The 24,811-nt window shown below is 66.4% G+C and carries 30 protein-coding genes; 11 read left to right on the top strand and 19 right to left on the bottom strand.

Features of this window, described 5'->3' with window-relative positions; translation table 11 throughout:
- Nucleotides 1-18: 18 nt before the first annotated feature.
- From C8J26_RS10670 to C8J26_RS10635, 8 genes are all read right to left on the bottom strand, one after another.
- Entirely contained in the window at nucleotides 19-591 is a 573-nt protein-coding gene (locus tag C8J26_RS10670; RefSeq protein ID WP_199861097.1) for a F0F1 ATP synthase subunit B family protein, read from the bottom strand.
- A 37-nt stretch (nucleotides 592-628) separates the two neighbouring features.
- Nucleotides 629-1,123, bottom strand: a complete 495-nt coding sequence (locus tag C8J26_RS10665) for a F0F1 ATP synthase subunit B family protein (RefSeq protein ID WP_107957899.1) — start codon at nucleotides 1,121-1,123, stop codon at nucleotides 629-631.
- A 57-nt stretch (nucleotides 1,124-1,180) separates the two neighbouring features.
- The gene (locus C8J26_RS10660) at nucleotides 1,181-1,408 is read right to left on the bottom strand and encodes a F0F1 ATP synthase subunit C (protein WP_055873230.1); all 228 of its coding nucleotides are present in this window, start codon (nucleotides 1,406-1,408) and stop codon (nucleotides 1,181-1,183) included.
- 40 nt (nucleotides 1,409-1,448) lie between these two features.
- Complete coding sequence (locus tag C8J26_RS10655) at nucleotides 1,449-2,207, bottom strand: F0F1 ATP synthase subunit A (protein ID WP_107958172.1); 759 nt, start codon at nucleotides 2,205-2,207, stop codon at nucleotides 1,449-1,451.
- A gap of 70 nt (nucleotides 2,208-2,277) precedes the next feature.
- Nucleotides 2,278-2,598 (bottom strand): AtpZ/AtpI family protein, encoded by a 321-nt coding sequence (locus C8J26_RS10650; protein WP_055873233.1) that lies wholly within the window; start codon nucleotides 2,596-2,598, stop codon nucleotides 2,278-2,280.
- A 284-nt stretch (nucleotides 2,599-2,882) separates the two neighbouring features.
- Nucleotides 2,883-3,263 (bottom strand): YdbL family probable chaperone protein, encoded by a 381-nt coding sequence (locus tag C8J26_RS10645; RefSeq protein ID WP_056416692.1) that lies wholly within the window; start codon nucleotides 3,261-3,263, stop codon nucleotides 2,883-2,885.
- A gap of 1 nt (nucleotide 3,264) precedes the next feature.
- Nucleotides 3,265-3,444 (bottom strand): YnbE family lipoprotein, encoded by a 180-nt coding sequence (locus C8J26_RS10640; RefSeq protein ID WP_082445295.1) that lies wholly within the window; start codon nucleotides 3,442-3,444, stop codon nucleotides 3,265-3,267.
- A gap of 44 nt (nucleotides 3,445-3,488) precedes the next feature.
- A complete protein-coding gene (locus C8J26_RS10635; RefSeq protein WP_244185253.1) occupies nucleotides 3,489-6,644 on the bottom strand; it encodes an intermembrane phospholipid transport YdbH family protein in 3,156 nt (1,051 codons plus the stop codon).
- A gap of 85 nt (nucleotides 6,645-6,729) precedes the next feature.
- Between C8J26_RS10635 and radC the strand changes: the two genes are divergently transcribed.
- Nucleotides 6,730-7,434 (top strand): RadC family protein, encoded by a 705-nt coding sequence (radC, locus tag C8J26_RS10630; protein ID WP_107957897.1) that lies wholly within the window; start codon nucleotides 6,730-6,732, stop codon nucleotides 7,432-7,434.
- A gap of 55 nt (nucleotides 7,435-7,489) precedes the next feature.
- On the top strand, nucleotides 7,490-7,702 hold the full coding sequence (locus C8J26_RS10625; RefSeq protein ID WP_056416684.1) for a hypothetical protein: 213 nt from the start codon (nucleotides 7,490-7,492) through the stop codon (nucleotides 7,700-7,702).
- Nucleotides 7,703-7,772: 70 nt separating this feature from the next.
- Here the strand turns inward: C8J26_RS10625 and C8J26_RS10620 are convergent, their stop codons facing one another.
- Nucleotides 7,773-8,093, bottom strand: coding sequence for an EF-hand domain-containing protein (locus C8J26_RS10620; RefSeq protein ID WP_244185252.1), 321 nt, complete (start codon nucleotides 8,091-8,093; stop codon nucleotides 7,773-7,775).
- A 381-nt stretch (nucleotides 8,094-8,474) separates the two neighbouring features.
- On the opposite strand from C8J26_RS10620, the gene purB reads away from it, so the two are divergent.
- A complete protein-coding gene (gene purB, locus C8J26_RS10615) occupies nucleotides 8,475-9,773 on the top strand; it encodes an adenylosuccinate lyase (protein ID WP_107957893.1) in 1,299 nt (432 codons plus the stop codon).
- 63 nt (nucleotides 9,774-9,836) lie between these two features.
- Nucleotides 9,837-10,118 carry a hypothetical protein gene (locus tag C8J26_RS20095; RefSeq protein WP_146168811.1) on the top strand — a complete coding sequence of 94 codons (282 nt, stop codon included), beginning with the start codon at nucleotides 9,837-9,839 and terminating at the stop codon, nucleotides 10,116-10,118.
- 64 nt (nucleotides 10,119-10,182) lie between these two features.
- Here C8J26_RS20095 and C8J26_RS10610 read toward each other — a convergent pair whose 3' ends face one another.
- From C8J26_RS10610 to dnaK, 3 genes are all read right to left on the bottom strand, one after another.
- A complete protein-coding gene (locus tag C8J26_RS10610; RefSeq protein WP_107957891.1) occupies nucleotides 10,183-10,647 on the bottom strand; it encodes a hypothetical protein in 465 nt (154 codons plus the stop codon).
- Nucleotides 10,648-10,675: 28 nt separating this feature from the next.
- A complete protein-coding gene (dnaJ, locus tag C8J26_RS10605; RefSeq protein WP_056416672.1) occupies nucleotides 10,676-11,812 on the bottom strand; it encodes a molecular chaperone DnaJ in 1,137 nt (378 codons plus the stop codon).
- Nucleotides 11,813-11,948: 136 nt separating this feature from the next.
- The gene (gene dnaK / locus C8J26_RS10600) at nucleotides 11,949-13,856 is read right to left on the bottom strand and encodes a molecular chaperone DnaK (protein ID WP_056416669.1); all 1,908 of its coding nucleotides are present in this window, start codon (nucleotides 13,854-13,856) and stop codon (nucleotides 11,949-11,951) included.
- 167 nt (nucleotides 13,857-14,023) lie between these two features.
- Between dnaK and C8J26_RS10595 the strand changes: the two genes are divergently transcribed.
- Both C8J26_RS10595 and C8J26_RS10590 read left to right on the top strand, forming a co-directional pair.
- On the top strand, nucleotides 14,024-14,461 hold the full coding sequence (locus tag C8J26_RS10595; protein ID WP_208631374.1) for a copper chaperone PCu(A)C: 438 nt from the start codon (nucleotides 14,024-14,026) through the stop codon (nucleotides 14,459-14,461).
- A 56-nt stretch (nucleotides 14,462-14,517) separates the two neighbouring features.
- Complete coding sequence (locus C8J26_RS10590) at nucleotides 14,518-14,937, top strand: vgr related protein (RefSeq protein WP_107958167.1); 420 nt, start codon at nucleotides 14,518-14,520, stop codon at nucleotides 14,935-14,937.
- Between the two features lie 142 nt (nucleotides 14,938-15,079).
- Here the strand turns inward: C8J26_RS10590 and C8J26_RS10585 are convergent, their stop codons facing one another.
- From C8J26_RS10585 to hrcA, 5 genes are all read right to left on the bottom strand, one after another.
- Nucleotides 15,080-15,319, bottom strand: coding sequence for a hypothetical protein (locus C8J26_RS10585; protein WP_107957889.1), 240 nt, complete (start codon nucleotides 15,317-15,319; stop codon nucleotides 15,080-15,082).
- 107 nt (nucleotides 15,320-15,426) lie between these two features.
- The gene (locus C8J26_RS10580) at nucleotides 15,427-16,650 is read right to left on the bottom strand and encodes a threonine synthase (protein WP_107957887.1); all 1,224 of its coding nucleotides are present in this window, start codon (nucleotides 16,648-16,650) and stop codon (nucleotides 15,427-15,429) included.
- A gap of 129 nt (nucleotides 16,651-16,779) precedes the next feature.
- Complete coding sequence (locus C8J26_RS21075; RefSeq protein WP_279628941.1) at nucleotides 16,780-16,905, bottom strand: hypothetical protein; 126 nt, start codon at nucleotides 16,903-16,905, stop codon at nucleotides 16,780-16,782.
- A gap of 17 nt (nucleotides 16,906-16,922) precedes the next feature.
- Nucleotides 16,923-17,462, bottom strand: a complete 540-nt coding sequence (gene grpE, locus C8J26_RS10575) for a nucleotide exchange factor GrpE (RefSeq protein WP_107957885.1) — start codon at nucleotides 17,460-17,462, stop codon at nucleotides 16,923-16,925.
- Between the two features lie 25 nt (nucleotides 17,463-17,487).
- Complete coding sequence (gene hrcA, locus C8J26_RS10570; protein ID WP_107957883.1) at nucleotides 17,488-18,531, bottom strand: heat-inducible transcriptional repressor HrcA; 1,044 nt, start codon at nucleotides 18,529-18,531, stop codon at nucleotides 17,488-17,490.
- Nucleotides 18,532-18,869: 338 nt separating this feature from the next.
- On the opposite strand from hrcA, the gene rph reads away from it, so the two are divergent.
- Together rph and rdgB are read left to right on the top strand one after the other, a co-directional pair.
- Nucleotides 18,870-19,586: a ribonuclease PH gene (gene rph, locus C8J26_RS10565; RefSeq protein WP_055873281.1), complete on the top strand. Its 717-nt coding sequence runs from the start codon at nucleotides 18,870-18,872 to the stop codon at nucleotides 19,584-19,586.
- The gene (gene rdgB, locus C8J26_RS10560; RefSeq protein WP_056416649.1) at nucleotides 19,583-20,218 is read left to right on the top strand and encodes an RdgB/HAM1 family non-canonical purine NTP pyrophosphatase; all 636 of its coding nucleotides are present in this window, start codon (nucleotides 19,583-19,585) and stop codon (nucleotides 20,216-20,218) included. Before rph ends, rdgB begins: the two co-directional genes overlap by 4 nt.
- An 81-nt stretch (nucleotides 20,219-20,299) precedes the next feature.
- Here the strand turns inward: rdgB and C8J26_RS10555 are convergent, their stop codons facing one another.
- Both C8J26_RS10555 and C8J26_RS10550 read right to left on the bottom strand, forming a co-directional pair.
- Nucleotides 20,300-21,094: an EAL domain-containing protein gene (locus C8J26_RS10555; protein ID WP_452657871.1), complete on the bottom strand. Its 795-nt coding sequence runs from the start codon at nucleotides 21,092-21,094 to the stop codon at nucleotides 20,300-20,302.
- Nucleotides 21,095-21,169: 75 nt separating this feature from the next.
- Nucleotides 21,170-21,727, bottom strand: a complete 558-nt coding sequence (locus C8J26_RS10550) for a CAP domain-containing protein (protein WP_107957881.1) — start codon at nucleotides 21,725-21,727, stop codon at nucleotides 21,170-21,172.
- A gap of 43 nt (nucleotides 21,728-21,770) precedes the next feature.
- On the opposite strand from C8J26_RS10550, the gene hemW reads away from it, so the two are divergent.
- From hemW to queA, 3 genes are all read left to right on the top strand, one after another.
- Entirely contained in the window at nucleotides 21,771-22,937 is a 1,167-nt protein-coding gene (gene hemW / locus C8J26_RS10545; RefSeq protein WP_107957879.1) for a radical SAM family heme chaperone HemW, read from the top strand.
- 110 nt (nucleotides 22,938-23,047) lie between these two features.
- Nucleotides 23,048-23,770, top strand: a complete 723-nt coding sequence (locus tag C8J26_RS10540; protein WP_056416635.1) for a peptidylprolyl isomerase — start codon at nucleotides 23,048-23,050, stop codon at nucleotides 23,768-23,770.
- A gap of 7 nt (nucleotides 23,771-23,777) precedes the next feature.
- A complete protein-coding gene (gene queA, locus C8J26_RS10535) occupies nucleotides 23,778-24,803 on the top strand; it encodes a tRNA preQ1(34) S-adenosylmethionine ribosyltransferase-isomerase QueA (protein WP_107957877.1) in 1,026 nt (341 codons plus the stop codon).
- Nucleotides 24,804-24,811 lie beyond the last annotated feature (8 nt).

The following is a 24,811-nucleotide window of genomic DNA, read 5'->3' as shown; positions in this document are numbered from 1 at the left end:
GAGGGGAGAGGAGAAGACTTAGTTCAGGCGGGCCAGGCCCGAGATCGAGCGGTCGACCATCAGGCGGTCGGCAGCGGCGTCGTGGTGTTCCGCAATCAGGATACCAGCAGCCTTGGCGGCGGCATCGGCTGCGCGGGCGCGGACTTCGGCGATCGCGGCGCGCTCGGCAGCGGCGATCTTGTCCTCGGCCATCTTCGCGCGGCGAGTCATTAGGTCTTCGGCGCCAGCCTTGGCCTTTGCGATGATCGCGGCGGCCTCATGATGTGCATGCGCCTTCATGGCCTCGGCCTCCGCATGCGCGGTCTTGGCCTTCGCTTCATACTCGGTGCGGATCGCCTCGGCTTCGGCACGGAGCGCCTGGGCCTCGTCGAGCTGCGTACGGATACCGGCGATGCGCGCGTCGAGCATCTTGCCGATCATCCCTGGAACCTTCTTCCAGATCATCAGCACAATCACGATGATCATCGCCACCGCGACCCAGCCGGTCGAGGTCAGGCCGAGCGCGGTAGGATCGGCGACATGCTCGACGCCGCCGGGTGCTGTCGTGTGACCCTGAATGCCCTGGTTGTCGATCGCACCTTCGGGCGCCATGCCCTCCTCGTGGATCACCTTGGCTGCTGCGTCGGGATTAGCCATGCGCGGTCGTCCTGCGTACCGCGTCGCTCGCCGCATCCAGGCTGACCTGGAGACCTGCGACCTTGGCGGCCAATTGCTGTGCTGCTTCGGCGGCGACGCCCTGAAGGTTCGAGAGTGCCTCGGCCTTCGCGTTCGCGACCGCGAGATCGTGATGACCAAGACGCTCGGCGAGTTCGGCGTCGGCGGCATGCACCTGCTGCTCGAACGCCGTCGCCGCACGCTTTGCCGCCGCGGCGGTTTCCGCATGGGCTGCGGCGCGCGCCGCATCCATTTCGGCCTGCCAGTTCGCCTGGACCGTATCGGCCTGCGCACGGGCAGCGACCGCCGCCGCCAGATCACCGGCGATTCGGCCTTCGCGCGAGTCCACGTTGGACACGATCTTGGGCACCATTCCCTTGCCGATCCCGAAATACAGGATGCCGAAGGTGAGCAGCAGCCAGAAGATCTGCGAGGCGTAGGTAGCGGCTATCTGGGCAATCTGGGGCATTGGTCTGTCCTGCGTTAATCCGGCCGGGCGCGGTTGCCCGGCCAAATCACCGAGTGGTTAGGCGACGAACACCAGGATGATCATGGTGACGAAGGCGAGCAGGCCGAGAAGCTCGGCGGCTGCGAAACCGATGAACAGACGGCCCTGCTGGCTGTCGGCTGCGCCCGGGTTGCGGAGAGCACCGGCGAGGAACTGGGCGAACACGTTGCCCACGCCGAGTGCGGCGAGGCCCATGCCGATCGCTGCGAGGCCGGCACCGATCATCTTTGCTGCTTGTGCGTCCATGATAAATTCCCTTTGAAAAACAGTTAGGTGATGGAAAAACTTAGTGAAGGTTGACCGCGTCGTTCAGATAGACCGACGTCAGCAACGCGAACACATAGGCCTGGATCGCGGCGACCAGCAGCTCGAGCAGCGTGATGCCGATCATCAGCAGCATGCTCGGCGCGGTCACCAAACCGATATACATCCCGCCGAGGTTCAGGCCGTTGATCACGAACGCTGCCAGCACCTTGAGCAGGATATGGCCCGCGGTCATCGCCACGAACAGTCGCAGACCGAGCGAGAAAGGACGCACCAGGAACGACATCAGCTCGACCACGAAGATCAGCGGGATCATCAGCGCGGGCGTGCCGCTCGGCACGAACAGCGAGAAGAAGTGGAAGCCATGCTTGCCGAAGCCGACAATCAGGACGATCGCAAAGCTGATCAGCGCGAGCACGCCGGTCACCGTCATGTGGCTGGTCACCGTGAACGGGTGGACGCCGGGGACGATGCCGAACGGCAGCAGGCCGATAATGTTGGCAAACAGGATGAACATGAACAGCGAGAAGACATAGGGCACGAAGCGCTTTCCGCCCGGGCCGACATTCTGCTCGAGCATGCCCGCGATGAAGCCGGTAAAGCCTTCGACCGCCATCTGCCACCGGCCGGGGACGAGCTCGCGCTTCATCCCGCCGATCATGAACGCCCACAATGCGACCAGCGTCACCACCATCCACAATGCGGAATTGGTGAAGGACAGGTCGTAACCACCTACGATCCAGTGCGAGCCGAACGCCGGCTCGATCAGGAACTGGTGCATCGGATCGATCTTGCCGCCCTGTTCTGCCGCCACGTGGAATCCCTGCCGTCTTGATACGACAAACGCCCGGTTACTCCGGGCGTTCGCCTGAAATTCGAATGATCTGCCTGAACGCGACCGCTATCCCGAGGAACAGCAACACGATCAGTCCCCAAGGGCCAGTGCCGAACCAGCGGTCAATCAACCAGCCGATCAGCGCACTGCCGACGAGACTCCCGATCAGGGCGGAAATGACGCGATTGCCTTGCGAGTATCCCCGCTCGGCGTCCGCCCCCTTCTGCCCCTTAGCGAGCGTCTCCCGAGCCTTGACCTCTCTCAATCGCTCATCGAGCGCGGAAAGTCGCGGATCGTCAACACCCTGGGGGTCCTGTCCGGGTTCGATCTCCGCCACGCACGTTCCTCCACCTGATTTCGCATCGGGGAGGAAGCAAGCAGCGACGAGCGATCCCGCCAAGGCGCGGTCCGTTTAGAAAAGGGGGGGGTGCAAGTCAACCGGTGTGACAGGGGCGTCATCAATCGGGCTTTTGGAGGCGCCCCGCTTCCCACCTCCCCGGCGAAGGCCGGGTCCAGCCGGGAAGGCCATGGTAACGAAGAACCGCCCTAAACTATCAACCGCTCCCAACTGGACCCCGGCCTTCGCCGGGGAGGTGCCCCTGTTGCGACTCCCGCCGACTGTCAGACGCAGCGCGAATCACGCTCCGGGGCGGCCGCCGTGCGGGTCTTCCAGACACCACCCGGCGTCTTGTACTTCTCGCCGGCGTTGGTCTGCAGGATCAGGTTGCAGCCGCTGGTGAACGCCAGCTGCTCGACCGTTGCGCCGCTCGCCTGCGCCTTTTGCGTGTACGCCGACTTGCGCTGGATATTGATGTTGTTGACCAGCGCGCGCAGGTCGCCGCTCGCCGCACCGACGAGGCCGAGATAGCCGTCGGGTTGTTCGCCGACCTCGCCGCCCGCGCGCGCCGCGGCATAGGCCGGGTCGCGCTGCGCCGAGGCGGCCACCGAAAGGCCGCCGAGAGCCACCGCTGCGGCAACCATCATCATGACCTTGGTCTTCATCTTAGAATATCCCCGGATTCTGCTGGATCAGCGACTTCGCCTCGCCATCGAGACGATAGACCACTTCCTGCGTCACGTTGATGTTGAGGTTGATCTCGATCGGCTTGTCGGGGGCCGACACGTTGATGCAGCCCGGCAGGGCGGCGGTCAGCCCGATAATCGCGATCGTCCTCGTCATCATCCGCAAGATCGGCCTTTGCTCCAGCTTCTTCAATCCTGTTTCGGTCATGGCACAATACTGCTTTCCGGGGCCTGAATGGTGGGGAGTTTCGGAGGGGGCGGCGCGGCTTGCTGTTGGAGCAGCGCGGGCAGGTTGCGCTGGATCAGTCGCTTCGGATCGTAGAAGCTCTGCGCGGAATCGAGCAGCCCACGGAACGGCGCCTTGATGCGGATATTGAACACGAATGGCAGCTTCTGCAGGCGGCGGACGATGAAGTTCGACTTCGCGCCCTCGCCCTGGCTGATCCCGGCGAAGCGCACGTCGGTGACCATCTCGCCCGCCAGCGGCCCGTTCATGCCGACTCGCAGCGACTGGTAGCGCAGCGATTTCAGCGCCTGGAACGCGATGTTCGCCCAGATGCCGAGATCCTTCTGGCTCAGATCGCCGACATAGGCGAGCGTCCCGCCGCCCGGTCGCACGCGCAGGTCGCCGCCCTCGATCCGGCCGCCGGTCTCGTCGAAGATCATCGGCAGCACGCCGTCGAAGATGCCCGTCGCATCGAGATTCTTGAAATCGAACTGCTGGAGGAACTGGTCGGCGGCCATGTTGGCGACGTGGAACGTCATCCGCCGCTCGGAAGCCGCAGAGAAATCGAGCAACGTCGGGTCGAGCGTCAGCGATCCGCCCGCGAACGGCCACGCCCCGCCCTCGACCTGCACGCGCGCGCCGGGCAGCGTCTGGTAGCGGATCGTGCCGTCGGTGACAGGGATGCCGGGGTTGAGCGTGCGGATCGTCGCCACCTGCCCCGGCGCGCTCTGCAGATTGAGCAGGTCGGTGAAGCGGATCTCGGTCGCGATGCCGGTGACCGGGCCGAACGCGGCGGCGAGGTCGGTGCCGGCGGTGCGGAACACGCCGTTGCTCGTCACGCCATCGGGGGTCCAGGCGATGTGCCCCTCGCCGCTGACGGATCCGTTGACGTCGGCGATCACGCCGAAGGTCAGCGGGGTGAGCGCGTCGGGTTGCAGCCTGTCCTTGGCGAACGCGATTCCGGGGACGGCGAGGTCGGCCTTGCCCGCCCCTGCCCCGAGCGCGTGGGAGAGCGTGACATCGGCGACCTTGGTGTTCGTCGTCGGCTCGAACAGCGTGCCCGCCGCGGTGATCGTGCCGTTGACCAGCGCGAGCGTCACGGTGCGCGCGGCGAGCGGCTTGAACCGCGGGGTCGGCGCGGCATCGGACACGCCCATCGCGCCGGTGAGATTGAGTGCGCCGCCGACCAGCGTCCAGTCGCCGGTCGCGTCGCCGAGCAGCAGCGGCACGTTGGCGATCTGCCCCGCGCCGCCGGTGAACGCGCCCGCCAGCCCTCGCGCGGTCATGCGACCGGTGACGGTGCCGAAGTCGAGTCGCGTGACTCGCTCTGGCGCGCCGATCCGGGTCTGCACGCGCTCGATCGCAAACCCGCGATCGGCGAGCCGCACGGTCGCGCCGGCGGTCGCGAGCGTGATCGGGGTGGTGCCGAGCCGTCCGGTCAGGCTTGCCGCCGCGATCCGGGCACCGCCGCCGATCCGCGTACCCTTCACCTGCACCAGCGCGCCATCGACCGGGCACAAGGTCAGACGCGACAGGTCGAGCACCAGTCCGGATAGCGCGAACCGCTGCACCGCCAGGGGCGTGCAACCGGTGTTGACGACCAGTCGGCCGCGACCGTCCCACAGCGCGGCAACCGGCATCGCCAGGCCATCGACCCGGTTGGCGGATCCGCCGCCGCCGATCGGCCCCGAAAGCGTCACGCGCGTCGCGATCGACGTCGCGCCGCCCGGAGTCGCGCTGAAGGTGACGGGGGTCAGCGCCAGACGCGCGGCCCCCGCGGCATAGGGCGCGATGGTGGCCACACCGCGGATCGCCGCACCGGGTTTCGCCTGCGCGAGCGACACGCGCGCCTCGGGCAAGCCGCCGCCGCGCATCGCGAGGGTCGTGTCGAGCCGCACGCCGCCCTTCGGCCAGTCCAGCGCGACCCCCCTCCCGCCGCCGAGCGCCACGCGCGCACCGCTGGCAGACGCGAGCGCGAGACGGGACAGCAAAGCTTTGCCGCGGCCGCCCTCGATCTGCACGCGCACGTCGGCATCCGCCGCAAACCCGCGACCTGCCTTCTGGATCGCCTGCGCCGCTGCGGCCACCAGCGGTGCAACGGGCGTCCCCGCGGCCGCCCCGCCGATCGCCGTCAGTCCAGCGAGTCGTTTTTGCGCTACTGCGGCACCGCTCGCCTGGACGCGCCCGTCGAACGCGATCTGCTTGCCGATCCGGTACGCGCCCGCAACCGAAACCCGTCGCGCGCCGCCCTCGAGCGTGCGCACGGTATCCGCGGCAATGTCCACTTTCCCTGCGGTGGCCGCCGCGCTTCCCGTGAAAGCGATCGTGCCGCTCGCGCCCGCCAAGGTGCCGCCCGGCGTCCGTGCCGCGCCCGTCGTGACCGTCGCCTTGCCCTGCCAGCGGTCGAGCGCCGCGGAGAGGCCGACGTCGAGGTCTGCCACCAGCCGGTCGACTCGCGTCGTGCCGCAGGCGAGCCGCGACACGCGCACCGGCCCGGTGACGGTCGGCTTGGCGGCGTCGATCCGCAGTTTGACGGTCGCCGCGAGCCGGTCGATCGCGCACCCGCCGATATCGAGCCGCTCGCTGATCGCCGCCAGCGTCCCGCGGAATCCGTCGTCGAGCTTGCCCGATCCGGCCAGCTTCAGCCCGACGATCCCCTGCGGAGTCTCGAGCCGCATCCGACCATCGGCGACCGACACGTCGAGCGCGGGCAGCGCAAACGGCTTGCCCGACGACGCGGGCAGCAATTTGTCGATCGCGCCCAGCGAGACTTTCCCGTTAATTAGCCGACCGCGCAGCCGTACCTTCCCCGCGCGCACGCCTTCCAGATAGGGGCCTGACAAGCCGATGCCCGTGCGGGTCTCGACCCAGTCGGCGACGAGATCGGGATGCGCGGGATCGCCGATCACGACATTGGTCAACCGCTGGCCGCCCAGCGCAAGGTCGGCGATGGCGTAGCGCGCCGGCACACCGGCCTTGGCGAGCTCGCGGTCGATGAACCCTTCGGCGATCGGCTTGCGCACCAGCCACAAGACGAACAGCCCGGCGAGAAGAAGCAGCGCGATCACGAGCGCGACGCGGCGGGCAGTCGCAGGACGGCGAGGGTTGCCCCCTGTCTCGCTCGTCTCGCTCACCCACGCACTCCGCTCCAGTCGAAGCCCTGCATAGGCGGGTGCAGGGGCGTCATGCAATTGCGCAGCGATGTGCTAGCATCGCGATATGGCCGAACCGGACGACGACGCCGCTGCCCTGGGGAATGATCTGAAGGGTCATCGCGGACGCTTGCGCAAACGGCTGTTCGACGGCGGGGGCGAGGCGCTGCTCGACCATGAACTCATCGAATATCTGCTCGCGATCGCGATCCCGCGCGGCGATACCAAGGCGCTCGCCAAGGCGCTGATGCGCGAGTTCGGCGGGATCGGCGGGGTGCTCACCGCGGATGCCGAGGCGCTCGGCCGCGTGAAGGGGATGGGCGAGATCTCGACCGCGGCGATCAAGATCGCGCACGCCGCCGCGATCCGCCTGCTGCAATCGCAGGTCAGCGACCGCCCGGTGCTCGCCAACTGGCAGGCGCTGCTGGACTATTTGCGTGCCGACATGGCGCACCACGCGATCGAGCGCTTCCGGGTACTGCACCTCAACACGAAGAACATGCTGATCCGCGACGAAGTGATGAGCAAGGGCTCGATCGATCAGGCCGCGGTGTATGTCCGCGAGGTCATCCGCCGGGCGATCGACCTGGGGTCGGCTTCGATCATCCTCGTCCACAATCATCCGAGCGGCGACCCCTCCCCGAGCCGCGCCGATATCGAGATCACGCGCACGATCGCCGAGGCGGGCAAGCGGCTCGGCATCACGGTCCACGACCATATCGTGATGGGCACTGGCGGCCATGTCAGCCTGCGTGCGCAAGGCTTGATCTGACGGCGGCCGGGCCTTTTTACGTGCTCCGTCGTTGTCGCTGCGAAGGACGTGCACCATGGACAACAAGATTCACAACGAGCCCTCAACTGTGATCGCGGAAAACGGGCAGGTTCTCGTCGACGGCCCGGACGGGGTGGCCGTTTCGCTGACGCCCGACGCGGCGGTCGAGACGTCCGAGCGCCTGCTGCAGGCAGCGGTCGAGGCGCAGGGTCAGATGCTTGGCGAGGCGCGGGTCGAGAAGGAACGCGCGGCGCGCAAGGCCCTCTGACGTACGGCGCCCGAATGGTGGCGGATAGACGATCGTCGATCCGCCACCGTAATCCAAGGCGCCGCTACGGTCAGCCTTGCGTCAGAAAGCCGGTGACCTCGGCCTTTGTCAGCGACTTGTTCTTGTCGGCATCCGCTTGGGCGAACGCCGCGGACACCCACTCTTTCGTCTCGGGCGCGTCGGGCTTGGTAGCCGGGTCCGTCTTGGTCTTCAGCGCGACCATCCAGCCGCCGAATTCGGCCGCGCTGAGCTTGCCGTCGCCATTCTTGTCATAGGTCGGGAACTCGCTGTCGACGACCTGCGCGACCTGGCTGCCCGTTGCCGGCTGTTCGCGCGCGGCGGACTGCATCGGCACCGGGTCGGTCGGCGCGCCGGACTGCGGAGTCGTCATCGCGCCAGACTGCGACGTCTGCGCGGCAACACCGCCACCGGCCGCAGAAGCTTGCGAGGATGGTGTGGCCATCTGCGCCAATACGGGGGCAGCAATCAGAGCCGCGCCTGCCAACATAGCATATTTCAACATTACGTCTCTCCAATGCTGTTCTACAGATCCACTAAGCTGCTCTGCAACCAAGCCTGAGATATACTCGGCGATGCGAACCGCTCACCATCTTTATACGCGCGGGATCGTCACTTTTATACGCGGCGAGGGGTATTTGAACCTTTTCCTGCGTCCTGCTACCGCGTTTTCCGCCTGCATCGGCGAGACCTCCGAACGGAGACCGCCACCGCAGCATTGCCATCACGCCCGTCATCAGCCTCGAGGAAACCCATGGTCCCCCGCTATTCCCGCCCCGACATGGTCGCGATCTGGACGCCCGAAGCGCGCTTCAAGATCTGGTTCGAGATCGAGGCGCACGCCACCGACGCGCTCGCCGAGCTGGGCGTCGTGCCGAAAGAGGCCGCGGCCGCGATCTGGGCGAAGGGCGCGTTCGAGGTCGACCGGATCGACGAGATCGAGCGCGAGACCAAGCACGACGTCATCGCGTTCCTGACCAACGTCGCCGAGCATGTCGGCCCCGAGGCGCGCTTCATGCATCAGGGCATGACCTCGTCGGACGTGCTCGACACGTGTCTCGCGGTGCAGCTGGCCAAGGCGAGCGACATCCTGATCGCCGATCTCGACGCGCTGCTGGTGGTGCTCGAACGCCGCGCGCGCGAGCACAAGATGACGCCGACGATTGGCCGCAGCCATGGCATCCACGCCGAGCCGGTCACGTTCGGGCTGAAGCTCGCGCAGGCGCATGCCGAATTCGCGCGCAACCGCGCGCGGCTGATCGCGGCGCGCGACGACGTCGCGACCTGCGCGATCTCGGGTGCGGTCGGTACGTTCGCGAACATCGATCCGTTCGTCGAGGAGTATGTCGCGGGCAAGCTCGGGCTGTCGGTCGAACCCGTCTCGACGCAGGTCATCCCGCGTGATCGCCACGCGATGTTCTTCGCCACGTTGGGTGTGATCGCCAGTTCGATTGAGCGGCTCGCGACCGAGGTCCGGCATCTGCAGCGCACCGAAGTGCTCGAGGCGGAAGAGTATTTCTCGCCCGGCCAGAAGGGCTCGTCGGCGATGCCGCACAAGCGCAACCCGGTGCTGACCGAGAACCTCACTGGCCTCGCGCGGATGGTACGTGGGTACGTCACGCCCGCGATGGAGAATGTCGCGCTGTGGCATGAGCGCGACATCTCGCACTCGTCGGTCGAGCGCTATATCGGGCCGGACGCGACGATCACGCTCGACTTCGCACTCGCGCGGCTGACCGGGGTGATGGACAAGCTGGTCGTGTACCCCGAGCGGATGCTGAAGAATCTCAACAAGATGGGTGGCCTCGTCCATTCGCAGCGTGTGCTGCTCGCGCTGACGCAGGCGGGGGTGAGCCGCGAGGACGCGTATCGCCTGGTCCAGCGCAACGCGATGAAGGTGTGGGATTCGGACGGCGCGCTGTCGCTGCTCGAACTGCTCAAGGCGGATCCGGAGGTCACGCTGTCGGATGCCGAGCTCGAGGACAAGTTCGACCTTGGCTATCATCTGAAGCATGTCGACACGATCTTCGCGCGGGTGTTCGGCGCGGCTTAGTTCACCCGGTCACGCCACTCGTCATCCTGACGAAAGTCAGGATCCAGAGCCAAGCAGCGCCGCGTGTCGGTACTCTGGATCCTGACTTTCGTCAGGATGACGGGCGGGTGGGATGACGGTGGGAGAATAGCCGAGCGTCGCGAACCAAGCCAAAGTGCGCGTAACGCAATTGCGATTACGTGTTACAAAATTGCGACAGCGCGCAACTATATCCATATCCCGGTTGCCGGATATTGTTCCGGCATCGGAGACCTTCCCATGCGCATGTTCGAAACCGTGTCCAGCACCATGCTGGCAATCGCGGCTCAGGCGCTGGTGGTCGGCGTGGTTATTTCCACGCTCTGACGCATCGGCCCGCCCGCCCCCTTGCGAGGGGGCGCGGCTAGGCTGGTACATATCCTATTCTTCTTCAGGCCACGCGTACCAGCAGCCCCGGCTCGTCGTCATTATCGGCTTCGGACGGGCGCATCTTGCGCGACCGGCGCGCACGATCTGTCGCGCGAGCGCGGCCACTGCGAGCAAAAATGCCTGCATACCGCGCTATGGCACCGCGTAGGCGGAGACCCGAGGCGGCTGCGCACAAGGCGATGATGACGTCGACATACGCCGACACCTCGAACGTGGTGATCCAGACTGCAATGTCGGGCGCGCCCATCGCCAACATCCCGATGCCGTCACCTTCGCCGACAAGCGTAACCATTGCCGCCGTCAGCATCAGCAGAACCATCACGGCGGCGTCACCCCGGGTCACCCGCATCAGCCGAGCCACCGGGCGGTCGATAAGGGCGTGACGGAGGGCGATACCGATCGGCGTTTTGGGGAAAGCGGCAATGACCACCCAGCATGCGATTATCGTGAAAAGACATGCCAGCATTGCGCCCTCCCCTGATACCTAATCCGGCCTATTCGCCCGCGAACACGCCCTTGAGTTTTGCGAAGAAGCCCTGGCTTTCGGGGCATTCGTCGCCGGTCTCGGTCTCGCGGAACATCTCGAGCAATTCCTTCTGGCGGTTGCTGAGACGCGTCGGCGTTTCGACATCGATCTGGACGACGAGGTCGCCATGCCCACGGCCCTGCAGCACGGGCATGCCGGCGCCGCGCTGACGAAGCTGCTTGCCCGACTGGATCCCCGCGGGGATCTTGATCTCGTGCGTGCGGCCGTCGAGGCCGGGGATCGACAGCGACCCACCGAGCGACGCGACCGTGAAGCTGATCGGCGCGCGCGCGAACAGGGTCGTGCCCTCGCGCTCGAACAGATTGTGCTTCGTCACGTGGAGGAAGATGTACAGATCGCCCGCCGGAGCACCACGCGCGCCGGCTTCGCCTTCGCCGGTCATGCGGATGCGCGTGCCTTCGTCGACACCGGGTGGGACGTTGATCGAGAGCGTCTTGGTCTTGTCGACGCGGCCCTCGCCGCGGCAATCGGGACACGGATCGGCAATGACCTGCCCTGCGCCGTTGCAGACCGGGCAGGCGCGCTCGACGACGAAGAAGCCCTGCTGCGCGCGCACCTTGCCGTGGCCGCCGCAATGCTGGCAGGTCTTGGCGCGGGTGCCGGCGCGCGCGCCGCTGCCGTCGCAGGTATCGCAGGGTGCCGAGACGTCGATCGTGACCTCGGTCGCCTTGCCGTGATACGCCTCTTCCAGGCTGACTTCCATGTCGTAGCGCAGGTCCGCGCCGCGGCGTGCCGAACTGCGGCCACCGCCGCCGCGCTGCGCGCCGCCCATGAATTCGCCGAAGACGCTTTCGAAGATATCGCTGAAGCCGCCGAAATCCTGCGCGCCGCCGCCGTGACCGCCGCCGCCGCCGTTCTGGAACGCGGCATGGCCGAAGCGATCATAGGCCGCACGCTTCTGCGGGTCCTTGAGGCAGTCATACGCCTCGCTGACCGCCTTGAACTGCGCTTCGCTATCCTTGCAGCCGGCATTCTTGTCCGGGTGATATTTCATCGCGAGCTTGCGGTAGGACGACTTGATCGTCCCCGCATCCGCGGTCCGCTCGATCTCGAGCAGTTCGTAATAGTCTGTCTGGGTACTCATAGCGGCCCTCTTAGCCCTCTCCCCTCCGGGGAGAGGGTTGGGTGAGGGGCGATGTCTCACCGAGAATGCGCTCTCTGCGAGGCGCCTGCCCCTCACCCCGCCCCTCTCCCCGGAGGGGAGAGGGAGCAGTAGGTTGTTACGCCTTCGGGTTGTCGTCGACTTCCGAGAATTCGGCGTCGACAACGTCGTCGTCCTTCTTCGCCGCGTCGCCATCGGCCGACGGCGATGCGTCCGCCTGGGCCTGCTTCTCGTAGATCGCCTGGCCGAGCTTCATCGCGACCTGGGCGAGCGCGGTGCTCTTCTCGGTCATCGCGTCCGCATCGCCGCTCTCGACCGCAGCCTTGGTCGCGTCGATCGCGGCCTGGATCTCGGTCTTGAGCGACTCGTCGACCTTGTCGCCATTGTCGGCGAGCTGGCGCTCGGTGGTGTGAACCAGCGACTCGGCGTTGTTCTTCGCCTCGGCACCCGCACGACGCTTCTTGTCCTCCTCGGCGAAGGTCTCGGCATCGCGGACCATCTGGTCGATGTCGCTGTCCGAAAGACCACCCGACGCCTGGATGCGGATCTGCTGCTCCTTGCCGGTGCCCTTGTCCTTGGCCGAAACGCTGACGAGACCGTTGGCGTCGATGTCGAACGTCACTTCGATCTGCGGCACGCCGCGCGGTGCGGGCGGGATGCCGACGAGATCGAAATTGCCGAGCATCTTGTTGTCGGCCGCCATCTCGCGCTCGCCCTGGAACACGCGGATCGTCACCGCGCCCTGGTTGTCGTCGGCGGTCGAATAGGTCTGCGACTTCTTGGTCGGGATCGTCGTGTTGCGATCGATCATGCGCGTGAACACGCCACCCAGCGTCTCGATGCCGAGCGACAGCGGCGTCACGTCGAGCAGCAGCACGTCCTTGACGTCGCCCTGCAGCACGCCGGCCTGGATCGCGGCGCCCATCGCGACGACTTCGTCCGGGTTGACGCCGGTGTGCGGCTCCTTGCCGAAGAACTGCTTCACGACTTCACGGACGCGCGGCATGCGCGTCATGCCGCCGACGAGCACGACTTCCGAAATGTCCTCGGGCTTCAGGCCGCCGTCTGCGAGCGCCTTGCGGCACGGCTCGAGCGTACGCTTGACGAGGTCCTCGACCATCCGCTCCAGGTCGGCGCGCGTGATCGACTTCACCAGATGCTTCGGGCCGTTCTGGTCCGCGGTGATGAAGGGCAGGTTGACCTCGGTCGACTGCGCCGAGCTGAGCTCGATCTTCGCCTTCTCGGCGGCTTCCTTCAGACGCTGCAGCGCCAGCTTGTCCTTGGCGAGGTCGATGCCCTCGGCCTTCTTGAACTCGTCGGCGAGGAACTGGACGATCTTGTTGTCGAAATCCTCACCGCCGAGGAAGGTGTCGCCGTTGGTGGCCTTCACCTCGAACACGCCGTCGCCGATCTCGAGCACCGAGATGTCGAACGTGCCGCCGCCGAGATCGTAGACCGCGATCGTCTTGCCGTCCTGCTTGTCGAGGCCGTAAGCCAGCGCCGCCGCAGTCGGCTCGTTGATGATGCGCAGCACTTCGAGGCCGGCGATCTGGCCGGCGTCCTTGGTCGCCTGGCGCTGTGCGTCGTTGAAGTAGGCCGGCACGGTGATGACCGCCTGCGTGACCGTCTCGCCGAGATACGACTCGGCGGTTTCCTTCATCTTCTGCAGCGTGAACGCCGAGATCTGCGAGGGCGAATAGTCCTTGCCGCCGGCCGAGACCCATGCGTCGCCGTTCGGCCCGCGCGAGATCTTGTACGGGACCAGTTCGGTGTCCTTCTTGGTGATCGGATCGTCGAAACGACGGCCGATCAGGCGCTTCACCGCGAAGATGGTGTTGTCGCCGTTGGTCACTGCCTGGCGCTTGGCCGGCTGGCCGACCAGTCGCTCGCCATCCTTGGCGAACGCGACGATCGACGGCGTGGTGCGCGCGCCTTCGGAATTCTCGATGACCTTGGGCTTGCCGCCTTCCATGACGGAAACGCAGCTGTTGGTCGTGCCGAGATCGATACCGATTACTTTAGCCATGAGTTCTGATTAGCCCCTCACTTGAAACGAAATACGAAATCGGTTCCGCCCCGTTACGGGAGTGGAACCTTTCTGATGATGGGCGCGATATAGGTGGCCTCGCGCTTGCCGCAAGATTGTACCGGTCATAGGATGCACAAGAGGCAGGGGCCGGAGAAAAGTAACCTATGCGTATCGTTTTCGGACTGGGTGTCGCCGCGATGGCACTGGCGTCGTGCTCGCAGCCCAAGGAGCTGTCGGTCGACGGCGCGTGGGTGCGGCTGGGCGCGGTGACGGGGCGACCGGCGGCGGCCTATTTTACGGTGCATGGCGGGCCTGCGCCCGCGACGCTGATCTCGGTCACGACCGACGTCGCGATCAAGGCCGAGATGCACGAGACGATGGACAAGGGCGGCATGTCGACGATGGCGCCGATCGCCAAGGTCGAGATCCCGGCGAACACCGATGTGAGCTTTGCGCCGAGTGGGCGGCATGTGATGCTGTTCAGCATGAATTCGGGGATCAAGCCGGGTGATCGCGTGATGCTGACGTTTGCGTTTGCGGACGGGACGCGGATCCTGAACAACGCGAACGTCGTGGCTGCGGGGACACCTGCGGGCAAGTGACCCGCGAAAACGCAAGGCGCGCGCTGACCGAGGGGGAGACGGCGCTGGCGGCGTCGATGTTCGGAGGCGCGATCGACTATGCGCAAGTGCGCCTGTCGCGCAGCAAATGGGCGTTCTTCCAGCCGCGCGACACGGTGATGGCACCACGCGGGTGCATCCACTTCCATCCCAAGGGCGATTTGTGGTGCGACGATTTCACGCACGCGAACCTGACGCTGCAGGGGCTGTTCGTCCACGAGATGACGCATATCTGGCAGCATCAGCGCGGCGTGTTCCTGCCGCTCGCCCGGCATCCGTGGTGCCGGTACGATTATGCGTTCCGGCCGGGGGTGGCGCTGCACCGCTATGGGATCGAGCAGCAGGGCGAGATCGTGCGGCACGCGTTCTTGTTGCGTGCGGGGGCGACGGTGGCGGGTGCGCCCCCGCTTGCGCAGTATGAGAGCGTGTTGCCGTTCACGCCGTTAGCGTTGGCCTGACGTCCACCACCCCGCCCCCGGTCTGCTCTCCCACCGTCATCCCAGCGAAAGCTGGGATCTTAAGCCGCAAATGCGCGCGCTATTACGGGGAGATCCCAGCTATCGCTTTGATGACGGATGGTATTCGATGACGGTAGCGGGCTCAGAGCCAGCTACGACCATCCGGCCCGCCACATCCATATGGCGGCAACTGGCCCGGGAACCGCGCCTGCATCTTGTGGCAGCCCCACGCCCGCATCGGCCCCGGTGCATAGCCGTTCAGCGCGATGCCGACCTCATCATACGGGCTCGAGCCCTGCGCGACGTACATGTACCAGCGCCCGCCGAACATCACCGCTGCGGCGATGAGGACGACGAACACGACCTGAATGATTTTCTGCATTGAAGACCCCTTTTGTAATGAAGGGCGCCCCGTTGCAGACAACATGGATCAATTTCAACCACGGATCTGGTAGATCGCGACCTACCAGATCCGGGTTGGTCCGCGGCTTACAGCGCGTCGAAATCGATAGGTTGTGTTCTATCAAGCGCTTGCGGTGCTTCAGGCATCGGATATTTCAAGCCGGTCGCGCAATTGAAAAGAACGACCTTGTCGTCTTCGTCGACCAGCCCGGTGTTCAGCGCCTGATGATAGGCCGCGAGCGTCGCACCACCTTCGGGGCACAATAGCAGGCCGTCCTGCTTCGCCGCGGCTTCGACGGCCTTTAGGATCGCAGGATCGCCGACCGCCAGCGCCTGGCCGCCGCTCTCGCGGACCGCGCGGAGAATCAGGAAGTCGCCGACCGCCTTCGGCACGCGGATGCCCGCCGCGACGGTGCTTGCATCCTCCCAGCGCTCGGCATGCTCCTCGCCCGCCTCGAACGCGCGGACGATCGGTGCGCAGCCACTGGCCTGCACCGCGAACATCTTGGGGCGCTCCGAGCCGATCCAACCGAGCTTCTCGAGCTCGTCGAACGCCTTCCACATCCCGATCAAGCCGGTGCCGCCGCCGGTCGGGTAGAAGATCGCATCGGGCAGTTTCCAGCCGAACTGCGCCGCGAGTTCGAGCCCCATCGTCTTCTTGCCCTCGATCCGGTAGGGCTCCTTCAGCGTCGAGAAATCGAACCAGCGCCCTTCGGCGGCGCCCTTGCCGACGATCGCACCGCAATCGTCGATCAGGCCGTTGACGCGCCAGACGCGTGCGCCCTGCATTGCGATCTCGCGGACGTTGATCTCGGGGGTATCGTCGGGACAGAACACGATCGTCTCGATCCCGCAGCGCGTCGCGTAGGCGGCCAGCGCCGCGCCGGCATTGCCGTTGGTCGGCATCGCGATCTTCTTGACGCCGAGTTCCTTGGCCATGGCGACGGCCATGACGAGCCCGCGCGCCTTGAATGACCCGGTCGGCAGGCGGCCTTCGTCCTTGACCAGAACGTTCGGACCGCCTGACTTGGTCAGCGGCACCAGCGGCGTCTCGATCTCGCCGAGGCTGACGATGTTGGCGGTCTGCCGCACGGGCAGCAGCTCGCGCCACCGCCACAGATCGGTCGGCCGCGCCTCGATCGTGTCACGCGAAATCGCCGAACGCACCGCGTCGAGGTCGTAGCGGACGAGCAGCGGCCTGCCGGCGCGTGACAGGCCATGCAACTGATCCGCCTCGTAACGTTCGCCGGTGATCGAGCATTCGAGATGCGTGGCGAAGGTCTGGCGATCGGTGGTGAGGTTCTGGTTCATGTGTTTATCCTGACGAAGCCCAAAACCCCCGTCACCCGAACCTGTTCCGGGGTCCACCGCTCCGCCGATCCAGCGAGCGTAAATGCGCGGCACGGTGGATGCCGGAACGCTCCCGGCATGACGGCGCGGCTAGAAGAATAGGAACAAGAGACCGGTCAGTACCGCAACTACGGCCAGCCGGATTAAAAACTGCTTCCACGTGTCCGGGATAGCGGCGCCCAGTCCCTCGATCAGCACTCCGACCAGATCGTGCACGCCGCTCTCCCCGTACGTTACCCGGCCTTGGCGACACCGACCATCGCAGGACGCAGCAGGCGGTCCTTGATCATGTAGCCTGCCTGCATCTCCTGCACGATCGTGCCGGCCGGCTGGTCGCTCGGGATTTCCAGCATCGCCTGATGCTTGTTCGGGTCGAGCATCTGGCCCTCGGCGGCAATCTTCGTGATGCCGTGGCGCTGAAAGACGCTGTCCAGTTCGCGGCCGGTCGCTTCGAGCCCGGTGACGAGCCCCTTCATCTTGTCGTCCGCACGCAGGTCCGCCGGGATCGCCGACAGGCCGCGCGCGAGGTTGTCGGCAACCGACAGCACGTCGCGTGCGAACGCGGTGGCGGCATAGGCGCGGGCGTCCTGCGCTTCCTTCTCCGCGCGGCGGCGGACGTTCTGGATCTCGGCCTGCGCGTAGAGGACGTTCTGCTTGGCTTCGGCCAGCTGGTTCTCGAGCTCGGCGACGCGGTCGTTCGTGGCGACTTCGGGCGCGTCTTCGGCGGTCTCTTCGCGCAGGTCTGCAGGAGCGTTCTGGTCGGTCTCGGACATGGTTTTCCCTATAAGTTGGGCCGGCTCAACCCATCAACCGGGCGAGCGTTGCAGCCGTGAAATCCACCATGGGCACGACGCGCGCATAGTTCAACCGCGTCGGGCCAATCACGCCCACCACGCCGACCACTCGGCCGTCTAATCCCCGGAACGGTCGCGCTATGACCGAAGACCCTGACAACGCGAACAATTTGGTCTCGGCACCGATGAAAATCCGCGTCGAATCGCCGGCGCGCGCACTGTCCAAAAGCGATGCGACTTCCTGCTTTCCCTCGAGATCATCGAGCAGGTCGCGGACCCGGTCGAGATCGGCGGCGGCGGCGGCATCGATCAGCCGCCCCTGCCCGCGCACGATCAGCACCGGGCGGCGATCCGCATCCTCGCTCCACACCGCGATCCCGCGCTCAACCAACGCGCGCGCCGCGCCGTCGAGCGCCGCCTGCCCGTCCGCCATCTCGCGATCGATCCTGGTACGCGCCTCGGCGAGCGTGAGGCCTCCAAGCGTTGCCGACATGTAATTGCCCGCCTCCACCAGTGCGGACGGCGACATGCCCTTGGGCAGCGCGATCACGCGGTTCTCGACCGAGCCGTCCTCGCTGACCAGCACCGCCAGCGCCTGCTCGGGCGACAGCGCGACGAACGCGATCTGGCGCAGTCGCAGCTCGCGCTTGGGGACCATCACCAGCCCTGCGCACGCCGAGAGCCCCGACAACGCGAGCGTGGTGGCGGCCAGCGCCTCCTCGACCGGGCCGCCGACGCCGGCGCGCGCCTCGATCGTCTGGCGCTCCTCGAACGAGGGCTCCATCGCCTGCATCATCCCGTCGACGAAGAGCCGAAGCCCGCGATCGGTCGGCATCCGACCGGCGCTTGTATGCGGGCTGGCGAGCAGGCCCAGCCCTTCGAGTTCGCCCATCACGCCGCGAATCGAGGCGGGCGAGAGGCTCAAGCCCGTCAGTTGCGCGATCGTCTTCGATCCCACCGGCGTACCGCTGGCAAGATAGCTGTCGACGACGGCGCGAAAAATGTCGCGCGCGCGGTCGGTCAGTTCGGTGACGGGGGGCGTGGCCATCGCCCTGATCTAGGGCGGATCGATTGGCGTACAAAGAGGAATGCGCCCCCGCCACCCGTCATCCTGACGAAAGTCAGGACCCAGAGCCACACAGGACGCCTTCCGTCACCCTGGGTCCTGACTTTCGTCAGGATGACGGCGGTAGTTGGGCTGGCGAGCGACCAGACGAAAGGCTAGGCAGCGCCTATTGCCCACCACCCGTTCGTCCTGAGTAGGGACTGAGCGAAGTCGAAGGCCCGTATCGAAGGATGTGCCCCAAACGGGCCGATCCTTCGATACGCCGCTTCGACAAGCTCAGCAGCTACTCGGGACGAACGGAAGAATTTTAGGAATACATCATGCGCCCATCCGGCCGCGCCCCAGACCAGATGCGTCAGATCACGATCGAGCCGCGCTTCACCAAGCATGCCGAGGGCTCCGTCCTGATCGGCTTCGGCGACACCAAGGTGCTCGTCACCGCCAGCGTCGAGGAAAAGGTCCCACCGTTCATGCGCGGCAAGGGCGAAGGCTGGGTGACCGCTGAATACGGCATGCTCCCGCGCGCGACCAACACGCGCAACAACCGCGAAGCCGCCAAGGGCAAGCAGTCGGGCCGCACGCAGGAAATCCAGCGGCTGATCGGGCGTAGCCTTCGCGCGGTCGTCGACCTCAAGCTGCTCGGCGAGCGCCAGATCGTGATCGACTGCGACGTGATCCAGGCGGATGGCGGCACGCGCACCGCGTCGATCTCGGGCGGCTGGGTCGCGCTGCGGCTCGCGATCGACGGGTTGCTGGCAAGCGGCAAGCTGACCGCCGACCCGCTGACGCAGAAGGTCGCGGCGATCAGCTGCGGCATCTACCAGGGCAATCCGGTGCTCGACCTCGACTATATCGAGGATTCGGGCGCGGATGCGGATGCGAACTTCGTCCTGCTCGAAAACGGCAACATCGCCGAGGCGCAGGCGACTGCCGAGGGCGCGACCTATGACGAGGAGGCGCTGCTCCGCCTGCTGCGTCTCGCGCGGATCGGCTGCACCGATATCTTCGCCGCGCAGGCGAAGGCCGTCGCGAAATGAGCGGCGAGGGGAAAGAGCCGCAGGCGATCCGCAAGCTCCAGCCGGGCAAGCTGGTCATCGCCAGCCACAACAAGGGCAAGGTCCGCGAGATCGCGGCGCTGCTCGAAGGGCGCGGGCTTGAGGTCGTTTCGGCCGCCGAGCTCGACCTGCCCGAGCCGATCGAGACGGGCACGACGTTCTTCGCGAATGCCGAACTGAAGGCGCGCTCGGCGGCCGACCTGTCAGGCTATCCCGCGCTGGCGGACGATAGCGGGCTGTGCGTCGATGCGCTGAACGGCGATCCGGGCGTCTACACCGCCGATTGGGCGGAGACGCCGACCGGCCGCGACTGGATGATGGCGATGCAGAAGGTCGAGGATGCGGTCGTGGCAAAGGGCCCCGATGCGACCCGCGGTGCGCATTTCGTCAGCGTGCTCGCGCTGGCGTGGCCCGATGGCCATGTCGAATGGTTCGAAGGGCGTGCGGAGGGGACGCTCGTCTGGCCGCCGCGCGGGAATGTCGGGTTCGGCTATGATCCGGTGTTCGTGCCGCTCGGCTACGACCAGACCTATGCCGAACTGCCGCACGAGACGAAGAACGCGATCAGCCACCGCAACGAGGCGTTCAAGCTGCTCGAAGCCGCGGTGTTCTGAGCTGTTGGCGGCGGACAACATACCGCCGCCTACCCCCTCTACGTCATCCTGACGAAAGTCAGGATGACGGACGCGAAGCGTTCAGACCGCCAGCTTTTGCCGCACCGGCCATTGCACGGCGGGCAGCGCCTCGAACGCCGGTTTTGCCAGCAGATATCCCTGGATATACCGTACGCCGAGCGCGCGGAGTGCATCGTATTCGCCGAGCGTTTCGACCCCCTCGGCGATCACCCGAATTCCGAGCGCGGCGCACATCCGCACCATCCCCTCGACGATGATCCGCCGCGGCGAACTCGTGTCGATGTCGCGGATCAGCTCCATGTCGAGCTTGATGATGTCCGGCTGGAACCGCGCGAGCAGGTTGAGCCCGGCATGCCCCGCGCCGAAATCGTCGAGCGCGGTGCCGAAGCCCATCTTCTGGTACGTCGCGATGATGTTGGCGACATGCGCGGGATCGAGCATCTCCTCATTCTCGGTGAACTCGAAGATCAGCCGGTCGGTCGGCATCCCCACCGCCCCCGCGGTCTTCAGCGTCAGCTGGATGCACGCCGCCGGCGAATAGACCGCGTTTGGCAGGAAATTGATCGACAGCCGCGCGGACGTATCGAGCAACCCCGCCTTCACCGACGTCTCGATCGCGCGCACGCGGCACTGCTGGTCGAATGCATACAGGTTCGCCGAGTCGACCTGACTGAGAACGCTCTGCGCCGACTGGCCCTCTGGGCCGCGAACGAGCGCCTCATAGGCGAACACCGTCTCGGTGTCGGCATCGACGATCGGCTGGAACGCCATCGAGAAGGTAAACGACAACCCGGCGCCGTCGCGACATCCGGGACAGCCGCCACGCGCGCCGTCAGACGGGGTTACTGAGCTCATTAAAATACATTAGCCCCGAACGGCTTAACAAAATACCACCGATTCAGTCGGCGATCGGACCCATATTGATTGGGATCAATAGGCTTTCTGGCCGAACACGTTCCCCGGCGGCGAATAGCGGCACACCAGGTAATCGTCGGTCTTGTTGCTCGCCATCGCGCAGCCGACCTGGGTCGAGCCGCGCCACACGATCTGCGTATAATGCGCGACATCCTCGACCTTGCCGGTGCGACTGAACCCGGGTGTCGGCATGTTGATGAAGTCGCGTTGCTCGGCGACCCAATGCCCCATCATCTCGGCATAGGCATAGGCGTAGCGCGTACCGGTCCAGAGGTTTTCGCCCTCGCGGGTCATGCCCTGCGGCTGGGGAGCATGGGCGAACTTGCCCGTCCTCGCCATTTCCTCCGCATAGGCGCGCGCGGTGGTCGCCAGCGTATCGCTCCAGGTCAGCGGCGCGACGCCGACCGCGGCGCGCGCGGCGTTGTGACCGTCCATCATCGCGGCCTTCAGCAAGCTGGGCCCACGCGGTGCCGGGGCCTGCGTCTCGCGGCGCTCGACCACCCGCTCGGGGCCTTGCGCGCACCCTGCCACCATCAGCGCCGCGGCGACCGCCAAACCCAACCGACCCGTCATAGCGCTTCCTTCGACCGCCTCGTGCGACCATATGCGCCAGATAATGCCCGCATCCCAAACACCAAGCCCTCCGCGCTCGTCCGATCTGGCACTCTACGTCCATTGGCCCTTCTGCGTGTCGAAATGCCCCTATTGCGATTTCAACAGCCATGTCCGCGAGGAGGTGGACCAGGCCGCGTGGCGCGCCGCGCTGATCACCGACCTTGCGCATGAGGCGCGCGTACTGCCCGGGCGAAAATTGCAGTCGATCTTCTTCGGCGGCGGCACGCCGTCGCTGATGCCGCCGTCAACGGTCGCGGCGGTGCTGGACGCGGCCGAGAAGGCCTGGGGGTTCGCGGACGGGATCGAGATCACGCTGGAGGCCAACCCCTCCTCGGTCGAGGCCGCGCGGTTTGCGGATCTCGCGCGCGCCGGGGTCAACCGAGTGTCGCTCGGGCTGCAATCGCTCGACGATGCTGCGTTGAAGTTCCTCGGGCGCGCGCATGACGTGAACGAGGGCCAGGCCGCGCTGGCCACGGCGCAGAGCGTATTCCCGCGCGTGAGCTTCGACCTGATCTATGCGCTGCCGGGGCAACGGCTCGCCGCGTGGCGGACCGAGTTGGCGCGCGCGCTGAGTTTCGGCACCGAGCATCTGTCGCTGTACCAGCTCACGATCGAGCCCGGCACGCGCTTCGCGACCGAGGCATTGGCGGGACGGATCGTGATCCCCGACGGCGACTCGGCCGCCGATCTGTTCGAGGCGACGCGTGCCGATACGGCCGCAGCCGGGCTGCCGGCTTACGAGACGTCGAACCACGCACGGCCCGGGTCCGAGAGCCGCCACAACCTCGCTTACTGGCGGTATCAGGATTACGCCGGCATCGGTCCGGGCGCGCATGGACGGCGTGGTGGGCTAGCCACGGTGCGGCGGAAGAAGCCGGAGAACTGGCTGGCCGCGATCGAGCGCAATGGCCATGGCATGGAAGTGGAGGATCCGCTTTCGCCTGCAACCCGCGCGACCGAGGCGTTGCTGATGGGCCTGCGGCTGGCCGAAGGCGTCGACCTCGACCGGATCACCGGGCTGAATGCCGGCGTGGTTCCGGTCGACATGGCGGCCGTGGCACGCCTGGAGCAGCTGGGGCTGATCGAGCACATGCCGGGTCGGCTCCGCGTCACCGAAGCGGGCGCCCTGTTGCTGGACGCGATCCTGCCCGAAATCGTGACCGCATAACCCCGGCATGCTCGGGACAAAGAGCCGGCACGTTCAGATTGGCGCAAGCGGGGATTTGCTCTAAGTGGCGGCAGCCTGGTTGCGCCGGGCCTCTTGCGAGTGGGAATTTGATGCGCTTTTTCGTCGGAATGTTCGCGTTGCTCGGGTGCCTGGTCACGGTGCCGGTCGCGGCGCAGAAGAATGTCGTTGCCGCCCCCGCGCGCGCGACGCCACCCCTCACAACCGATACGCAGAATCTGCTGCTGCTCGATCTCTCGACCGGCGGCCGCGTGACGATCTGGCTGCGACCCGATGTCGCGCCGCTGATGGTCGAGCGGATCAAGACGCTGACCCGCCAGCATTTTTATGACGGGCTCGCGTTTCACCGCGTGATTGACGGGTTCATGGCGCAGGGCGGCGATCCCAAGGGTGACGGTACCGGCGGCTCGACGCTGCCCGACGTGAAGGCCGAGTTCAATTACCTGCCGCACGTCCGCGGGGCAGTGTCGGCTGCACGCTCGGACAAGGAGGACAGCGCGAACAGCCAGTTCTTCATCGTGTTCCAGCCGCGCCTGAGCCTCGACAAGAAGTACACCGTGTTCGGGCGCGTGCTCGACGGGATGCAATATGTCGACGCGATCCAGCGCGGCGAGCCGCCGGCGAACCCGTCGCGCATCGTCCATGCCTATATCGCCGCCGACAATCCCCCCGCTTATGTCGCGGGTCCGCCCCCGGCCGCACTGGGTGCGCCGGTGACGTTGCCGGGCACGGCGAGCGGTCCGGATGCGGCCAAGCCCAAGCTTGCGCCCGCCACCCGCAAGGCACCGGCCAAGAAGGCTCCTGCGAAGAAGTGAGACTCCGTTGAACGTCGACCTTTTCGACTTCGACCTGCCACCTGCCAACATCGCGCTCCGCCCCGCGGCGCCGCGCGATGCTGCACGGATGCTGGTGCTCGAAGGTGACGCCACGCGCGATGCGGGCGTCGCGGACCTGCCTTCGTCGCTGCGACGCGGCGACATTCTCGTCTTCAACGATACGCGCGTGATCCCGGCGCAGCTCGACGGGCGGCGCGGCGACGCGAAGATCGGTGCGACGCTGCATAAGCGCGAGGGGCCGCGGCGATGGCGCGCGTTCATTCGCAACGCGCGGCGACTGCGCGACGGCGACGTGATCGATTTCGGCAACGGCGTCAGCGCAGCGGCGGTCGATCGCGAGGATGACGGCAGCTACGCCCTGGTGTTCGCGGGCGACGAGCCGGTCGAGCTGCTGCTCGAACGCGCGGGTCACATGCCGCTGCCCCCGTACATTGCGGGCAAGCGCCCGACCGACGAACGCGACGCGGACGATTACCAGACGATGTTCGCTGCCGAACCGGGCGCGGTGGCCGCACCGACCGCGGCGCTGCATTTCACGCCCGCGCTGATGGCGGCGCTCGAGGCGGCCGGGATCGGCCATGCCACGCTGACGCTGCACGTCGGCGCGGGGACGTTCCTGCCGGTCAAGGCGACCGACACGACCGAGCACCGGATGCACGCCGAATGGGGCCGGATCGATGCCGCGACCGCCGACCGGCTGAACGCGGTGCGCGCGGGCGGCGGTCGCGTGATCGCGGTCGGGACGACGTCGCTGCGGCTGATCGAGAGCGCGACCGGCGAAGACGACGTGATCCTGCCGTTCGACGGCGACACCGCGATCTTCATCACGCCGGGATACCGGTTCCGCGGGATCGACGGGCTGATGACCAATTTCCACCTGCCGCGCTCGACGCTGTTCATGCTCGTCTCCGCGCTGATGGGACGCGAGCGGATGCAAGCGGCGTACGCCCATGCGATCGCAGGCGGCTATCGCTTCTACAGCTATGGCGACGCCTCGCTTCTGCTGCCATGACGGGCGGC

It is taken from the genome of Sphingomonas aurantiaca (genome assembly GCF_003050705.1).
Lineage (GTDB): Bacteria > Pseudomonadota > Alphaproteobacteria > Sphingomonadales > Sphingomonadaceae > Sphingomonas > Sphingomonas aurantiaca.
The sequence above is the reverse complement of the archived record's forward strand: the minus strand, read 5'-3'. Positions and strand labels throughout refer to the sequence as shown.

Bases quoted from the DNA above. Each gene is read 5' to 3' on its own strand.
- C8J26_RS10595 (WP_208631374.1), top strand. From the start codon at position 14,024: ATGCGTATCGTTTTCGGACTGGGTGTCGCCGCGATGGCACTGGCGTCG.
- rph (WP_055873281.1), top strand. From the start codon at position 18,870: ATGCGCCCATCCGGCCGCGCCCCAGACCAGATGCGTCAGATCACGATC.
- grpE (WP_107957885.1), bottom strand. From the start codon at position 17,462: ATGTCCGAGACCGACCAGAACGCTCCTGCAGACCTGCGCGAAGAGACC.
- dnaK (WP_056416669.1), bottom strand. From the start codon at position 13,856: ATGGCTAAAGTAATCGGTATCGATCTCGGCACGACCAACAGCTGCGTT.
- C8J26_RS10620 (WP_244185252.1), bottom strand. From the start codon at position 8,093: ATGACGACTCCGCAGTCCGGCGCGCCGACCGACCCGGTGCCGATGCAG.
- C8J26_RS10610 (WP_107957891.1), bottom strand. From the start codon at position 10,647: ATGCTGGCATGTCTTTTCACGATAATCGCATGCTGGGTGGTCATTGCC.
- dnaJ (WP_056416672.1), bottom strand. From the start codon at position 11,812: ATGAGTACCCAGACAGACTATTACGAACTGCTCGAGATCGAGCGGACC.
- C8J26_RS10585 (WP_107957889.1), bottom strand. From the start codon at position 15,319: ATGCAGAAAATCATTCAGGTCGTGTTCGTCGTCCTCATCGCCGCAGCG.
- C8J26_RS10670 (WP_199861097.1), bottom strand. From the start codon at position 591: ATGGCGCCCGAAGGTGCGATCGACAACCAGGGCATTCAGGGTCACACG.
- C8J26_RS10640 (WP_082445295.1), bottom strand. From the start codon at position 3,444: ATGATGACGAGGACGATCGCGATTATCGGGCTGACCGCCGCCCTGCCG.
- hemW (WP_107957879.1), top strand. From the start codon at position 21,771: ATGCCCGCATCCCAAACACCAAGCCCTCCGCGCTCGTCCGATCTGGCA.
- C8J26_RS10625 (WP_056416684.1), top strand. From the start codon at position 7,490: ATGGACAACAAGATTCACAACGAGCCCTCAACTGTGATCGCGGAAAAC.
- C8J26_RS10555 (WP_452657871.1), bottom strand. From the start codon at position 21,094: ATGAGCTCAGTAACCCCGTCTGACGGCGCGCGTGGCGGCTGTCCCGGA.
- C8J26_RS10660 (WP_055873230.1), bottom strand. From the start codon at position 1,408: ATGGACGCACAAGCAGCAAAGATGATCGGTGCCGGCCTCGCAGCGATC.
- radC (WP_107957897.1), top strand. From the start codon at position 6,730: ATGGCCGAACCGGACGACGACGCCGCTGCCCTGGGGAATGATCTGAAG.
- hrcA (WP_107957883.1), bottom strand. From the start codon at position 18,531: ATGGCCACGCCCCCCGTCACCGAACTGACCGACCGCGCGCGCGACATT.
- C8J26_RS10550 (WP_107957881.1), bottom strand. From the start codon at position 21,727: ATGACGGGTCGGTTGGGTTTGGCGGTCGCCGCGGCGCTGATGGTGGCA.
- C8J26_RS10540 (WP_056416635.1), top strand. From the start codon at position 23,048: ATGCGCTTTTTCGTCGGAATGTTCGCGTTGCTCGGGTGCCTGGTCACG.
- C8J26_RS10580 (WP_107957887.1), bottom strand. From the start codon at position 16,650: ATGAACCAGAACCTCACCACCGATCGCCAGACCTTCGCCACGCATCTC.
- C8J26_RS10655 (WP_107958172.1), bottom strand. From the start codon at position 2,207: ATGCACCAGTTCCTGATCGAGCCGGCGTTCGGCTCGCACTGGATCGTA.
- C8J26_RS10590 (WP_107958167.1), top strand. From the start codon at position 14,518: ATGTTCGGAGGCGCGATCGACTATGCGCAAGTGCGCCTGTCGCGCAGC.
- rdgB (WP_056416649.1), top strand. From the start codon at position 19,583: ATGAGCGGCGAGGGGAAAGAGCCGCAGGCGATCCGCAAGCTCCAGCCG.
- C8J26_RS10645 (WP_056416692.1), bottom strand. From the start codon at position 3,263: ATGAAGACCAAGGTCATGATGATGGTTGCCGCAGCGGTGGCTCTCGGC.
- purB (WP_107957893.1), top strand. From the start codon at position 8,475: ATGGTCCCCCGCTATTCCCGCCCCGACATGGTCGCGATCTGGACGCCC.
- C8J26_RS10665 (WP_107957899.1), bottom strand. From the start codon at position 1,123: ATGCCCCAGATTGCCCAGATAGCCGCTACCTACGCCTCGCAGATCTTC.